Below are 15,518 nucleotides of genomic sequence, written 5' to 3'. Positions count from 1 at the left end.
TGTTGGCTTCTTTCAGTCACCCAAGTCACATACTTTTGTATGCTCCATGGGATGCCTTCACTTGCCGCCTTGCCACAACGTGAACTATTTAGGGTAAACCTGTTTAATATTACTAGGATAAAATCTGTTTAATATTATTAGGGTAAACCCGTTCAGTTTCCCGCAGTGGCGGTTGTGTATGCTCCTTGGGATGCCTTTGTTTTGCCGCCTTGTTACAACCCGAACTATTTAGAGGATTAGCGTGAATTACCGTTATATTTGGGTTTAGAGCACAATTTGCATTGCGCCCCATGGAATAATTTAATGAGAGATTAGAATAGAGCGCATTAAATCAGCCCCATGCTAATCAAGATCTCCCACCAACCTAAACCGATAGTCATGTGAACGAATAAGCTAATGAAGGCCACTAACCCGCCAATGATCCACCAAGAACGGATATCGTTATAACCCGCACCGAATACGATAGGTGCTGCGGCGCCGCCATAGTGAGTTACGCTTCCGCCGTAAGCATTCGAGAACAGCAAGCCTAGAGCGAGTAACATCGGAGGAGCCCCTGCAACCATACCTACAGTGGCAAATACCGGCACCATGGCTGCAACGTAGGCACCACCAGAGGCGAATAAGTAGCGAATGGCAACACTGATGAACATGATGACAAAGAACGCCAGCATCGCTTGGTCACCGAAAGAAAGGTATTGGCTCATGGTATCTGCGAGCCACTTGAAGAAGCCTGCTTTTGTGAGTACGCCTGACATACTGATAATACCACCGTACCAAATCAGGGTATTCCAGCCACCTTTATTCTTCAGTACGTCATCCCAAGTTACAACACCGAGGATCAGGGTTAATGCCATGACCGCAATCGCGACGCTAGACGCGCTAACACCGATAAGGTCAGAGAAAATCCAGCCGCACAGCGCGATAACAAAGACAATCCCCAGCAATTTTTCACGCATAGTCATTGGGCCTAAATCTTCAAGGCCTTTAGCTGCGATCTCTTTGTTATTCACCTTTTTCAACTCAGGCGGATACAGTTTGTAGATCATTAACGGCGTCAAAATCAGCATAATTAAACCCGGTACAGAGGCGGCAAGTGCCCATCCGCCCCAACTTAAATGGATGCCCATAATGTCACTCATCATGGCAAGGGCGAGTGCATTCGGCGCCATTGCTGTCAAGAACATATAGCTGGTGGTTTTGGTCACCATATACACGTTGACGAGGAGGTAGTGACCTGCTTTACGTGGGCTTTTTTCTGGATCAGACCCTAAAGCAACGGCCACACTATTGATAATTGGGAAAACAATTCCCCCAGCACGTGCTGTATTCGATGGCGTCGCAGGAGCGATAATTAAATCAAGGATTGCGGTTACATAACCGAGCCCTAATGTTGTACCGCCTAATTTACCAATCAAAATATAAGAAAGACGTTTACCTAAACCAGTAATAACAAAGGCAGCACTCAGAGTAAATGCAGCAAATACAAGCCATGTCGTACCGGATGCATATCCACTTAAAACTTCACTTGCTTTGACATCTTTAGTACCTGTTACTCCAATAATTACTGCACTTGCAGCAATAGTGGCTAATAAAATAACAGGCTCTGAATATGGTTTAAGTACCAAACCGACAATAGCGGCAAGATAAAGACCGAATAACAACCACGCAATATGTGGTAGCCCCGTTGGTGTAGGTATTAACGCAATAATAATTGGAATGGCTATTAACACGAATAGCTTCCATATTTTTTCTTTTTGCATAAGCCAATTTCCTTGATTAAATCAATATTAAATTTATTTAATATTAAATTGAATGAACTTTAATATTAGGAATTTGTTAAAATGATAATTTTTAATATGGCTGTATCTTGAATGAAATATAATGATTTTAATTTTCAATAATAATTCACTCTAAGGTATATAATTTAGTTAAATAATTAATTGGTTTTTATTTGGTTAAATTGTTTTATTTTTAAATTATTCCTGTTTTATTAATGTTAAAAAATACGTAATGTTAAATAAAGGATTGATTGGGTAATCGAGCAAAAAACCAAGTTAGAATTAATAAATCCGCACTTCCCCCTGGACTCACATTTAGCTGAATACATTCACTATCGAAATGTTTAACCTTAACTAAGTCATCATGGGTATTTATACCAGCAGTTAATAGCTGTTTTGCACGTTGCTTGATCCACGTTAAACTCTTGATACCACCACGATTGACAATATTCGTATCATCATTCAGGCTCATGAGTAAAATTAAGGTATCAAGTAGAGCGATATCGGCGAGTTTGCCTTTAGCAAGTTGCTGCAAATAATAAGGAAGTGAATGTTTGATTACTAACGAATAACCGCCCTCAGCTTCACCTCTTGCACCTGTTAGCCCATGTTTCTGATATAGGCGGTGGCCAGCGGTAGGGTTTTCGGTTTTTTGTTTAAGTTCACTGGTAATTCCCTTACACATACTAGCAACCAATAAGCTGATATTTTCAGGTGAGACACATTGTTGCTGTGCAATCAAACGGCCTATTGCGGTTAAAGCTAAACCTAAGGAGAAAATACTGCCTTTATGGGTATTGACCCCTTTTGTTGCATGGAACATCGACCTTTCACAATCCATTCCGATAGGACGAATGTGGGGTAATAGTTGCTCTACAAGACAATTTTTGTGTTGAGCACCGGCCTGCAAAAATCGTGGAAAATGTGTCGCGATGGCATTGGCACTTAAATGAAAATCTGTCAGTGCCATATCTTTATGGGCACCGGTATTGTGTTTATCCACTAACCCGGGTTTAGGGGTTAAATTCACTTCAGCTAACATCGCCTGCCATGCTAATTGGCTGTAATAGTGGGTTAATTTATCATTTATATGGCTGAGTTGTTTAATAGGTTGCATGCGCTAACTCCTCGATACGATTAAGTATCTCAACCAATGAATGTGTCCGTTGACGAGCACAAGTTTTCGCTTCATTTTCACAAATTAAGCACTGTCTTGGTGGCAGATTTAATTGTGAGCGTGAATATTGTTGTCCATTCGCATCAAACACATCAAAATCCCATAACCGACCAACAGCAGACGATTCTTCCATGCGAATTAACGCTTTTTTAATCTCGATAGCATCCCCGTCAATGGCAGCCAAGCATTCCGGCCCCGTTTTTAATGCCCAAGATTGTTGTGATAAAAACACCCACGGCCCGCATGAAGCAATTTGTTTAAGCGCATTTAGGCCCTGATTAAACACATGTCTAACAAGAGAGTTGTCTTTGACAGCTCCAGGAAAAACGACAGTAAATGAAATCAAGGTTACCTGATGGAGACCAATCCACGCTTGTTGGCGAGCCTGACGGACATCTCGGCTACCCAACAGTTCAGGTAAAGAAATTTCAAATTGCTCTTGAGTATCAGGCAGTGGGTAAAACATATTTACTCCTTCACTTGATGAACAACATCAATGACTGAGCCATCACGATAACGAACGACCGCAACAGCTTTATCTGTAAATTCAATTGGATTAGGAGTACCAGTTAATAATTGTGCTCGTTCGCGTAACCAGCTCATTGAAACGGTTTTAATACCTTGGCTTTCAAGTTGCTGTTTTAATTCAGGACGAGCAGGGTTAACTGTAATTCCATGGTCAGTGACAAGAATATCGACACTGGAACCAGGTGTAACACACGTGAGAACTTCATCCACGAGTGTTGGAATACGGCCACGTACCAGTGGTGCAACAATGATAGATAATTTTGATGCAACAGCTGTATCACTATGGCCACCAGATGCACCACGAATAATGCCATCAGAACCCGTTAACACATTGACATTAAAGCGAGTATCGATTTCTAACGCGCTGAGCACAACGACATCAAGCATATCAACGGAAGCACCTTTTGAATCAAAACACGCATATTGGTTAGCACTGATTTCAATATGATTCGGATTGCGAGCGAGTGATTCAGCTGCCGCTTTATCAAAACTTTGGACATCCAATAATTTACGAATTAACCCTTTTTCATGCAGATCAACGATAGTTGAGGTAATACCGCCAAGTGCGAAGCCTGCTTGAATATTATGGCGTCTCATTTTGTCTTCAAGGAAGCGAGTGACGGCAAGAGAAGCCCCGCCCGTACCCGTTTGTAATGAAAAACCATCTTTGAAGTAACCTGATTTTTCAATAACATCAGCTGCAGTACGAGCAATCAGCAGCTCACGAGGGTTCGACGTCATACGTGTCGCATCAGCCCCAATTTTATCGGCATCACCCACCCGTTTAACTTTGACGATGTAATCGACTTCATCTTGCTTAATACTGGATGGGTTATGGGGGTAATCTAATATCTCTTCAGTGAGCATCACCACTTTTTTCGCGGTTTCAGCATCAATTTTGGCGTAACCTAAAGAACCACAACTTGCGCTTCCGGTGTAGCCATTGGCATTACCGTACTCATCGCAAGAAGGAACCCCGATGAACGCCACATCAATAACTAGTTCACCGCTATGAATTAAATTAGCTCTTCCACCATGCGAATGAATTTGTACAGGTTCTTCTAATTCACCACGTGAAATGGCTTCAGCGAGTGGGCCTCGGATACCAGAGGTATAAATTTTACGGATAACACCATGACGAATATGTTCAACAAGTGGTGAATGGCAAGCACTTAATGAACTAGATGCAAGAGTTAAGTTGCGAAAACCCATTTCAGCAATGACTTGCATCACCATATTGACCGTAAGATCTCCACCACGGAAGGCGTGATGGAAAGAAATAGTCATACCATCTTTAAGACCAGAACGACGGATCGCGACTTGTAAGTCATCACATAATTTGCGATTTCTCGGCTTTTGTACCTGTTGTTGTACTTTGCCGATATCTTTAAATTCACGTAGTACATCGTCAGTATTTGGTTGTAAGTAGGCTGATACGCGAGCCTGGCGCTGAGTATTATTTGTCATTTTATTGCCCCTCACTCTTCCCGAATTCCTGATAATGCTGCTCGTGATAACACGAGGCGAGCTCTGTCAATAACTGGGCCATCGACCATTTTCCCGTTCAATGAAACCACACCTTTACCTTCAAGGGCTGCAGCATCAGCGGCTTCAACAACACGCTGTGCATGGTCGACTTCTTTTTGAGTTGGTGCATATAAATTATGAAGTAACTCAATTTGTCTTGGGTTAATTAATGATTTGCCATCAAAGCCGAGCTGTTTAATGTGAGCGGCTTCGCGTAGGAAACCTTCTTCATTATTCGCATCAGAATATACGGTATCAAACGCTTGAATACCGGCTGAACGAGCGGCTTGTAAAATGGCGCACCGAGCATAGAGGAGTTCTACGCCGTCTGGAGACCGCTCGGTGCGCAAATTGCGGACATAGTCCTCGGCACCTAATGCGATGCCTATAAGTCTTGGTGATGAATGAGCAATATTGACTGCTTGAGTGATGCCCATTGGAGATTCGATAGCGGCGAGCAAACCCGTGCTACCTTCTTCGCGGCCACAACTTTTTTCTATACGTAAGATTTCACTTTCAATATCAATAACATCTTGCGCAGTATCTGTTTTAGGAAGGCGGACAATATTTGCACCACCACGAACAACGGCCTCAAGGTCAGCAACACCAAAGGCGGAATCTAATGCATTGACCCGTACAATGGTTTCAATATCTTGATAAAGCGGGTGCTGCAATGCATGGTAAACCAAGCGACGAGCCGTGTCTTTTTCGCGTAAAGTTACAGAGTCCTCAAGGTCGAACATTAAAGCATCCGCTTTATAAATAAAGGAATTGCTTAACATGGCTGCATTGGAACCGGGCACAAATAGCATACTTCTGCGTGTACGTGATTTTTGTTCTGGAGTCATTATTTATCCTCCCAAGGCAGATAGTCGATATCACAGGCGCGAGCCAATAAGGCTTCTAAACGCGCTTTAAGTACGCATTCCAGTGCACCTTTATCATCTACAATGATTTGTGCTCCTTGAATATCATGCTGCTGAATCATTTCTTGTACGATTTTTGCGATAGCATCCCCAAACTGCTTTTCAACACTACTGGTAATTTGTATTGAGACCTCTTGAGTGTCTTCTAGCGGTTCGATACGAACCATGACATCACTTGATTCAAGTGTGCCAGCTACTGCTGCGTGTTTTATCTTCATATTTCACCTATGGCTAATTCAGAACTTTCGGTGTGGCTTTGAGCGGATGCGACTTGATTGGCGACCATCTCTTGTAAATATTGATAGGTTGCCTCAGGTACAATCGGCTTAATCGCCGCAAGATCTTTTTTAGCGAGCAATCGTCTAACTTGTGAGGCAGAAACTGCCGTTCCATTGATGATTGTTCGCGGAAATTCAACGAGTTCTATAGGTGGAAAATTCATAGCATCGGTTTTTAACCAAAAGCGCATGTCTTGGTTATATTGGTTGGTGACTTGGCAAAATGGTTCCGAGCCTACGAATCGATGGGTTATCCCCAGAGCAGGGGCGATATATTGACGAAATATCTTAATGTCTATTTCGGTATAACAGTTATTGGCAACCGTTTTGTCTTTAATAAAGTAACAAGGAAAAGTCGCCCGAGAAATAATATACTCGGAGCCTTTGTGGATAGTGAGATTTTCTATTCCTTTAGTCCCAGCTTCGATTAAATTTAATCTAACTTTATAAGGGAAACGAGAGGTATCTTCTTTGACAACAAATAGGTGTAGCCAGTCACAGGCCTTCGCGGCTTGTTCTATTAAATAGCGATGGCCAAGGGTGAAGGGATTGGCATTCATGACGATTGCGCCAATTTTTTTTCCTTCCTTACGTTGTGCTTTTAAACTTTCGATATAACGTTTTAGATAACAGCAACTGTTTTCCATTAACACCATAATATCAGGAACGGTGGCAATAGTATGGAAGCCACATTGTTGGAATAAGCTTTCATTTTGAAATTTAGTATAAATAAACAAATGAGTTGTATTATTTTCGTAAGCAAGATTAACCAGTTCTGTTGCTAATTTTAATGCAAGGCCTTCACCTCGAGCATCATCACTAATAGCAACGCATTTAATAACATTTTTTGCTAAGCCTCCGCACGCAATTAATTTTTCATTGCGTGAGATTGTAATAAAAACGTCAATGCTTGAATCAAGCTCTAAATCGTTTTCCTTTAAAAACTGAGTTATTTCAGCAAGTTTCCTGTTCTCATGACGTTTTACTTGGTTAAACGTTATGTTTTCGAACATAATAGTATCCTGCATCTCATTTAGAGATGTTTTTAAAATGTTGCTAATGTTAAAGTTAATTAAATAAATATTTTTGGTTATTCTTATAGAATTAAATATAAATTCTTATTTAATTATCCTCTCTGATATTTATATTAAAGATACTGTATTTAATATATTTGACCTATTTCATGTTTCTTAAATGAGATTGTATTTGTTTAATGGTTTTAAAGTTTTTAATTATTGGATATGTTTTTTATTGCTTGGTTTTAATGTGTTTAATTATTAATATGTGTATTATACCTTTGGCTTGAATCCGATTTATCGGTTATCCTACCTTTTTTGAATTAACAAATTTTTTACTTTTCAGCCAGTAACGAGATATAACATGAAAAAAGAATATGCATTCTCTTCATTGAAAAAAGTAAATTCAGTTTCATTTTCAGTACGAGTTTTTTTTCTGTTATTGATTGTTTCTGTTTTTTTAACGTTCGGGTTGGGCAAATATTTCACGGATACGGCTGAAAATCGATTGATTGCAAACATTCAATCGTTAGCGATGAGCCAAGCAAAGCTGATTGCTTCTATTGATGGTGTGGTGCAATCAGTAAAGAATAGAGATATTCCGAGACTGAAGGTTATTGCTGACAAACTAAACCAAGATTCCAACTATGATTATGTGGTTATCGGTGATGAAAAATCAATTCGGTTATATCACCCAAATAGCCAAAAAATTGGTTTTGAAATGCAGTGGAACAAACCAGGTGCTTTAGATAAAGGAGAAAGTTATTTCATTAATGGCGAAGGTTCGATGGGAAATGCTGTTAGAGCTAAGACGCCTATTTTTGATGAACAAGGTAAAGTGATTGGCGTAGTTTCTATTGGTTACTTATCAAACAAAATTGATACGTCACGCAGTGAATTGTTTGTGCAAACAGGTGCTACCTTTTTAGGAATATTGGTTATTTTGCTGTTTTTATCTTGGGGGTTTTCACGTTTAATTCAAAAACAAATGTTGGGAATGGAACCTGAAGAGATTACTCAACTGGTGTTAGTACAAAAAGGAATATTTGAAGCCGTTTTTGAAGGTGTGATTGCGGTAAATACACAAGGGCAAATAATCAATATCAACTCAAATGCGAGAAAGATGTTATCCCTAAGTAAGCCATTGGGTCAGTTAACAGGAACATTTGTATCAGAGCATATATCGCCAGCTGATTTTTTTATTACCGATCTTGAAACAACTAAGCATGATGTGATTGGCGAGTTTAATGGTTTAAATGTGATTGCAAACCGGGTTGCGATCCGTGATGGTGAACATCTGGTGGGGGCAGTTATTAGCTTTCGTAGTCAAAATGATATTGAATCGTTAAACTCTCAGTTGACCCAAGTTCGTCAATATATTGAAAATTTACGCACTTTGCGGCACGAACATCTTAATTGGATGTCAACATTAAGTGGGTTATTGCAAATGAAAGAATATGACCAAGCGTTGGCTTTGATTAAAGGGGAATCAGAATCTCAGCAGCAATTAATTGATACACTTCGCGGGCAGTTTTTTGATAAGCAGGTTGCTGGTTTATTATTTGGTAAGCACCATCGAGCTAAAGAACTAGGGTTACAGTTAAAATTTATTGCCGGTAGTCAGTTGCATGAATTACCCGATTCGTTAAATAGTACTGAATTTTGTGCGATATTGGGAAATTTACTCGATAATGCATTTGAAGCAAGTTTGAAAAATAATCAGGGTAATAAACAAGTAGAATTATACCTTTCTGATGAAGGGAAGGAGATTGTCATTGAAGTCGCGGATCAGGGGTGTGGTTTCCCATCAGAAATGCAAGATAAATGGTTCGAGCGCGGTGTGACAACGAAAACCGATGTGACAGATGGCCATGGTATCGGGTTATATCTTGTTGCGTCTTATGTTAAACGCTGTAATGGTGCGGTTATTATTGAAGAAAATCAACCGCATGGTACAGTATTTTCAATTTTTATTCCGAAAGTGAAGATATAAAATGATTAAGATAAAAATCCTCATTGTGGAAGATGAGTTACTACTTGCTGAAATGCACAGTGAATATATAAAAGCCTATCCCGCATGTGAGAAAGTGTGGCTTGCAGGTAACCTTGCTGAAGCGAGAAAAATGATTGAATACATGAAACCAGACCTGATTTTATTAGACAACTATTTACCAGATGGTAAAGGGATTGATCTGGTTCATGAGTTAATACAAGAAAGGAATAATGCAGACATTGTATTTACTACGGCTGCAAGTGATATGGATACGGTTTCTGAAGCTATTCGTTTAGGCGTTTTTGACTATTTAGTGAAGCCAATTGCCTATGAGCGTTTAGGCCAAACATTGGATAGGTATATTCAACGTAAATCTGTTGTACAGGACAATAGCAAAACCAACCAAAGTAAAATTGATGATATGTTCAATACCTATGCGCGAGGGGAATCAAAGGAAGAACTTCCAACAGGCATTGATATTATTACACTTGAAAAAATACTCGCTTTGTTCACTGAACCTGATGTGCAATATACGGCAGAAAGTATTGCTGAAACCATCAAACTCAGTCGTACCACTGCAAGGCGTTATTTGGAGTATTGTTTAGCGAAGGATAAAATTGAAGCCGAAATTGAGTATGGCAAAGTTGGCCGACCGCAGCGAATTTACCGTGGCAAGATATGAGTGAATGTTAAAATAAGTAGCTACACCGCCAGAAAATCTGCATTGATTATATTCAATGTAGATTTTCTGGTGTATTACATATCAATTTTTGTTGATCGCATATTATGCTTCAGAGGCTATTTGGGTAAATCACTTACATGTTGATTAGCGTTCATTGTGAGAGTCGAGCGAACCTTCCATAATTGTGGGAAATGCTTTAGATAAATCCGTTGTGCCATTGTGTCTGACATTGTGCCTTTTGTTCCTATACTATTATGGCCTATTGTGCGTATCACCATTTGGTAATGACGCATACGCCATAAGATAGTTTGCTCATCCCAGCCAATTAGCGCTTCACATAAATTGAATACTTCATCATGGATTGATTTTGTATACACCTGAATTAAATCAATATTTTTTTCTTTAATATAAAGTTGAAATCGCTTGTATAACGCTTTCGCGCTCATGGTAACGTTATGCCATCCAGGTGAATCCATACCAGAACCTGTTCCAAATGCGGGACGTATAGTTAAAAAATCATGAGGAGTGAGATGATTGAGTATGTTAATTTGCTCAGTGACTAAATGAATGCATTCTTTCGCACGTTGTATCAAGGCGATAGCATGAGTAACTCGGTGGTGTTGTAGTTCATGTATGGCTTCTGTTATTTCTTCGTTATTTAATTTTAACCATAACTCTGTTGATTGATGGGTAATTTGAAATATTAATTCATCGCGATGCAGCCAATTTTCTTTAGTACGCTGTAATGATAATAATGTTTCAGTTCTGATATATTTTTCGTAATCATTTTTGCCTTCCCCTGAGAGTAAAGACGTAGAAAAATCTTTACTAGCCAAATTCATTTTCTTGTCCATTAAGCTCTCCTTTTTGACACTTATCAAACTAATATAAAGATAAATTGATAGATTATCAGTGACAAAATTTAATGGTCATCTAATTGAATTTATAACATTATATTTTAAATATTTATTACTATTATCGATAGGGTAGAAGTATTTTTACTATCAAGATCACTTGTGTTTATTTTCTAAAATTAACACTTTCTTTTCAGCACGCTCATGGCCTTTAGCGGCTGCGAGTTGATACCAGCGTAGGGCTTTTTTATCATCGGCTTCAACACCCATACCATATTGGTAGCAGGCTCCTGCTGCATATTGCGCATCGACACTATTTTGCTGAGCGGCTTTTATAAACCAGTGACACGCTTTTGCTTGGTCAGCCTTGATACCATCACCGCGCGCATAAATAAGCGCAACATTAAATTGAGCGGAAACTTCACCTTGTTCAGCGGCTTGGGTTAGCCATTTTATGGCTGATTGGGTATTTTTTGGGGTGCCTTGCCCGGTTAGGTACAGCATACCTAAGCTATTTTGTGCGGGGGAAAAACCCAATTCTGCGGCACGGGTAAAATATTGAAAGGCAAGAGGGTAGTTCACCTTATCATACATGCCTACAGCAGCCTGATAACCCAATAAATAGAGTGCTTGAGGATGGTTTTTTTCAGCAAGAGCAAGATATATTTTTTGGGCTTTTTGCTGGTCTTTTGTAACAGCTTTTCCCTCTTCATACCAATAGGCGAGGGTGAGCATAGCAGGTTGAAAATGTTGTTCGGCCGCTTTTTCTAGCCACTGTTCTGCTTTTTCTGGGTTTTTCTCTAATAAATTATCAAGGCCGTATAAGGTATATTCGGCCATATTCATTTGGCCAATAGGATCACCATTTTCGGCTGCTCTGCTCATCCAGTGCAGCATTTGTTTCTCATCTAACTTAACCCCGGTACCTTGTTGGTACATCAAACCAAGGTTAATTTGTGCTTTTGTAAAGCCTTGATTAGCAGAGAGAAGATACCAATGTAAAGCTTGGTCAAACTGATGGTGAGACTGATAAAACATACCTAAATTAAACTGAGCTTCGGCTTGGCCCTGTTCCGCAAGTGCAATTAGCGTTTTTTCATTAATTAGTGGCGTCGCTTCTTCTGCAAAGGCAGGAGAGAAAAATACGTTAATAAAGATAAAAAACAGTAAAAATACTTTTTTCACATGACATCCTTTGGACTAAGCTCTTAACGGCTACGTTATCTTGTTAGATAAGTTCCTGCAATGATATGAAAGACATTTTATATTAATTCTACTAAATCAGATGGTTAATTGTTGCTATTAGCGCATAGAGCAAAAAATACATAAATAATTTAAAAAAAGATGAACTTTTTTCAGTGATACTGTGTCTTAGTAGTATCTATATACTGTTTGCTTGCGTAAACATTCATATATTTACCCTCATCATTCATTTCTTTACACGAAGTAATGTAATAATGCACCTACGTAGTGATAGTTTGAATTTAGCAAAAAGATCCTTGAGTAGAATGCATTATGCCCAGTTTTCAACTGGGCTTTTTTTTATCCAAAATTCCAGTTTGAATGTCTCTTTAGCTGCGACTCTCTAAATCCTTTCTTATCATAAAAGATCATAAAAGAAAAAAGTGTTCATTTGTTATGGATATTTTTAGTTTCCCATAACGTTTAAAGCAATAAATCATAGAGTTATAAACAGGGTGTTATAGTTTCACTATAGAATAATGTTCTTAACATTTAATAAACAAATGACTAATTAGTAATCGATAATAATTTGGTGATTTTGTAAAAAATTGAAGTAAATCACGATTAAATTCAATTCAAGCAGTAATTAATACTAGCTAATTCTTTAATTTTGGTGCATAAATAACGTATATGGCTTAATTGATTATTGGGTTCTGGGCGGGTTATCTGCCAATTAATGTTGAATAAATAATCAAATGTGCTTTAACTCATTGAATTTATGTTTGAGATCCATAAACAAGTCTACACACAGTTTTGTTTGTTTTGAGGTCAGGGAATGATACTCCTCCTACCAAAAGTGAATCTTTTCAACTTTGAATTCTTGAGATCATAACAATGCGAGAGCGCATAGAGCGTTCCGTGGTTTTTTTGCATATGTACAGGTTGTACTAGAGGTAACTTGTGTCCACAACAAATAACAAAGAGGAAGTCAGTCTTAACGCGTTTAAGCAACCTCGCTCATTCTATCTTATTTTTTCTATCGAACTCTGGGAACGTTTTGGTTACTACGGTCTTCAAGGGATCCTTCCAATATACCTAAGCCAAGTGCTGGGTATGTCAGAAACAGAATCAATTACACTTTTCTCGGCGTTTGCAGCATTAGTTTATGGTTTTGTTGCGGTAGGTGGTTGGTTAGGGGATAAAGTTCTCGGAACAAAACGTGTTATTGTTCTTGGAACGATAACACTGATTGCGGGGTACGCATTTGTTGCTTTCTCAGGGCATGACGTGTCGATGGTGTATGTTGGCTTAGCGACTATTGCAGTTGGTAATGGTTTGTTTAAAGCAAACCCATCATCACTGTTATCAACCTGCTATGAAAAAGACGACCCTCGTTTGGACGGTGCATTCACCATGTACTATATGTCCGTGAATATCGGCTCATTCTTCTCAATGATTGCAACACCATGGTTAGCAAAACATTATGGCTGGGATGTTGCGTTCTCTCTTAGTGTTGTAGGCCTGATTATCACATTGATTAACTTCTATATGTGTAAAAAATGGGTTTCTCAACATGGCTCAAAGCCTGACTTCGCTCCTGTCGTGATCTCAAGGTTGGTCGCAACTGTCGCTGGTGTTGTTGCACTCATTGCGATTTCAACATGGCTATTGCATAACCTCGGTATTGCTCGTACAGCATTAGCGATTATTTCTTTGGGTATTTTAGTTATCTTTATCAAAGAAACATTAGCACTGAAAGGTACGGCGCGTCGCCGCATGATTGTTGCATTGATTCTAATGCTTGAAGCGATTGTATTCTTTGTTCTTTATAGCCAAATGCCTACATCGCTAAACTTCTTTGCATTACATAACGTAGAGCATGAAGTTTTTGGTTTTTCTATTGAGCCTGCACAATACCAAGCTCTGAATCCATTATGGATCATGATTGGAAGCCCAATTTTAGCTGCAATTTATAATAAAATGGGCGACAACTTACCGATGCCACATAAATTTGCTATTGGTATGTTGCTATGTTCCGCGGCATTCTTAGTTTTGCCATTAGGTGCGAAATTTGCAAATGAAGCTGGGATTGTTTCTGTTCAATGGCTAGTTATCTGCTATGGCTTCCAAAGTATTGGTGAGCTGATGATCTCAGGTCTTGGCCTTGCGATGGTAGCTCAGTTAGTTCCACAGCGTTTAATGGGCTTTATTATGGGCGCGTGGTTCCTGACTAACTCAGCAGCAGCATTTATCGCAGGGTATGTTGCCTCAATGGCAGCGGCACCAGAAGGTGAACTTACTAGTAAAGTTGAATCTTTAGCTGTGTACAGTGACGTATTCCTGAAGATTGGTTTAGTGACTGGTGTGATGGCAATTTTGATGGTTTTAACTGCTCCGATGTTAAATCGTATGACTCTTGAGCGTTAATTTTCATCTTAAATAGTTGTAATCAAAAGGGCTGAAAAGCCCTTTTGATATATATGACATACTGTATTGTTGCATTAATTAAAATAGCGATTATTAATCAGTTTTAGCGAACGGTCACGGCCATTAACCAAAATGGTATTTGAAATGCGGCTGTAAGCATCTATTGATACACCATCCATCAAGATTGTTGGTGTGATAGCTGTGGCGGCAAATATGACATCAGAAGTACTCACCATCTGGTCTAAAGATAACACCTCACCAATTTCTAACCCCATTTGCTGACAGCGCAAAATTTCTTGTGCCGCGAGCTGTTTGTTTTCTTCGCTATCACCTTTGGCTTTATCTCGAGAAATTAGCCTTGCTTGCATATCACCGCCTAAAGCGCGTGCGATGGCTGCACTGATAATGCCTTCAGGAGCACCACCAGTCCCATACATCATATCAATGGGATGCTCCGGAAGAATGGTAAGTAATGAGGCGAGTACATCACCATCAGGGATGGTAATCACATTCGCACCAAAATTACGGATAGTTTTAATAATATGTTGATGGCGAGGTTTATCAAGCACTGCGATTGAAAGATTTGAAATGGGTTTATTCAGTGCGGAGGAAAGAAATTCTAAATTTTTTTCTAGGGGATTTGCTAGGTGAACAGCTCCTTTCGCTGCGGCACCAACAACAAGTTTTTCCATATACATATCAGGTGCTTGAAGCAGTGTTCCCGTTGGCGCGGCAGCAAGTACGGCAATGGCATTTTTTTCATTACAAGCCACCATACGTGTTCCATCAATAGGATCTACTGCGATATCTAACCCAACAGACCCGGATTGTTTGCCAACTTGCTCGCCAATATATAGCATGGGAGCATCGTCGATTTCACCTTCACCAATGACAATTTTGCCATGAAAATCAATTTCATTTAGGCGATTTCTCATTGCTTCAACAGCGGCTTTATCTGCGGCATTTTTATCTTGTTTACCTACCCAATCGAAGGCAGCTACAGCAGCGACTTCAGTAACGGAAGCGATAGCGGAAGCTAACTCATCACTAATTTTCATTTTTTGTTCGTATCCTAGGTGTATAAAAGAAAAGTACTTATCTCTATGATACGTTTTTTGTGATCTGTCTGGCAAATTATAGGTGATAAAAG

Annotated in this window: 13 protein-coding genes; 3 read left to right on the top strand and 10 right to left on the bottom strand. The window is 39.4% G+C overall.

All coding sequences use genetic code 11. The annotated features are described in order from the left end of the window. Positions 1-326 precede the first annotated feature (326 nt). The 7 genes from PSE72_RS04110 to citC all read right to left on the bottom strand — a co-directional run bounded on the left by PSE72_RS04110 (position 327) and on the right by citC (position 7,227). Positions 327-1,760: an anion permease gene (locus PSE72_RS04110; protein ID WP_198641250.1), complete on the bottom strand. Its 1,434-nt coding sequence runs from the start codon at positions 1,758-1,760 to the stop codon at positions 327-329. A 253-nt stretch (positions 1,761-2,013) separates the two neighbouring features. Continuing rightward, positions 2,014-2,895, bottom strand: a complete 882-nt coding sequence (gene citG, locus PSE72_RS04105; RefSeq protein ID WP_198641249.1) for a triphosphoribosyl-dephospho-CoA synthase CitG — start codon at positions 2,893-2,895, stop codon at positions 2,014-2,016. Then, complete coding sequence (citX, locus tag PSE72_RS04100) at positions 2,882-3,421, bottom strand: citrate lyase holo-[acyl-carrier protein] synthase (RefSeq protein ID WP_272690909.1); 540 nt, start codon at positions 3,419-3,421, stop codon at positions 2,882-2,884. Before citX ends, citG begins: the two co-directional genes overlap by 14 nt. 2 nt (positions 3,422-3,423) lie before the next feature. After that, the gene (gene citF / locus PSE72_RS04095; protein WP_198641247.1) at positions 3,424-4,950 is read right to left on the bottom strand and encodes a citrate lyase subunit alpha; all 1,527 of its coding nucleotides are present in this window, start codon (positions 4,948-4,950) and stop codon (positions 3,424-3,426) included. 11 nt (positions 4,951-4,961) lie between these two features. Further along, positions 4,962-5,858: a citrate (pro-3S)-lyase subunit beta gene (gene citE / locus PSE72_RS04090; RefSeq protein WP_004910068.1), complete on the bottom strand. Its 897-nt coding sequence runs from the start codon at positions 5,856-5,858 to the stop codon at positions 4,962-4,964. Continuing rightward, complete coding sequence (gene citD, locus PSE72_RS04085; RefSeq protein ID WP_004910070.1) at positions 5,858-6,154, bottom strand: citrate lyase acyl carrier protein; 297 nt, start codon at positions 6,152-6,154, stop codon at positions 5,858-5,860. Before citD ends, citE begins: the two co-directional genes overlap by 1 nt. Further along, positions 6,151-7,227: a [citrate (pro-3S)-lyase] ligase gene (gene citC / locus PSE72_RS04080; protein WP_180359458.1), complete on the bottom strand. Its 1,077-nt coding sequence runs from the start codon at positions 7,225-7,227 to the stop codon at positions 6,151-6,153. Before citC ends, citD begins: the two co-directional genes overlap by 4 nt. Before the next feature lie 367 nt (positions 7,228-7,594). Between citC and dpiB the strand changes: the two genes are divergently transcribed. Next, complete coding sequence (gene dpiB, locus PSE72_RS04075) at positions 7,595-9,223, top strand: sensor histidine kinase DpiB (protein ID WP_115167427.1); 1,629 nt, start codon at positions 7,595-7,597, stop codon at positions 9,221-9,223. 1 nt (position 9,224) lies between these two features. After that, a complete protein-coding gene (dpiA, locus tag PSE72_RS04070; RefSeq protein ID WP_115167426.1) occupies positions 9,225-9,905 on the top strand; it encodes a two-component response regulator DpiA in 681 nt (226 codons plus the stop codon). Positions 9,906-10,021: 116 nt separating this feature from the next. On the opposite strand, the gene PSE72_RS04065 is transcribed toward dpiA, so the two are convergent. Both PSE72_RS04065 and PSE72_RS04060 read right to left on the bottom strand, forming a co-directional pair. Beyond that, positions 10,022-10,759, bottom strand: coding sequence for a tryptophan 2,3-dioxygenase family protein (locus tag PSE72_RS04065; protein WP_232800763.1), 738 nt, complete (start codon positions 10,757-10,759; stop codon positions 10,022-10,024). A 156-nt stretch (positions 10,760-10,915) separates the two neighbouring features. Further along, on the bottom strand, positions 10,916-11,944 hold the full coding sequence (locus PSE72_RS04060) for an SEL1-like repeat protein (RefSeq protein WP_115167425.1): 1,029 nt from the start codon (positions 11,942-11,944) through the stop codon (positions 10,916-10,918). Positions 11,945-12,901: 957 nt separating this feature from the next. On the opposite strand from PSE72_RS04060, the gene dtpA reads away from it, so the two are divergent. Then, the gene (gene dtpA / locus PSE72_RS04055; protein WP_109911202.1) at positions 12,902-14,368 is read left to right on the top strand and encodes a dipeptide/tripeptide permease DtpA; all 1,467 of its coding nucleotides are present in this window, start codon (positions 12,902-12,904) and stop codon (positions 14,366-14,368) included. Positions 14,369-14,442: 74 nt separating this feature from the next. Here the strand turns inward: dtpA and glpX are convergent, their stop codons facing one another. Then, positions 14,443-15,420 carry a class II fructose-bisphosphatase gene (gene glpX / locus PSE72_RS04050; protein WP_181937027.1) on the bottom strand — a complete coding sequence of 326 codons (978 nt, stop codon included), beginning with the start codon at positions 15,418-15,420 and terminating at the stop codon, positions 14,443-14,445. Between the last annotated feature and the right edge of the window lie 98 nt (positions 15,421-15,518).

Source organism: Providencia sp. PROV116, from assembly GCF_028482485.1.
Taxonomy (GTDB): Bacteria; Pseudomonadota; Gammaproteobacteria; order Enterobacterales; family Enterobacteriaceae; genus Providencia; species Providencia rettgeri.
Note: the sequence above shows the minus strand (reverse complement) of the source record. Positions and strands in the feature narration are given on the sequence as shown.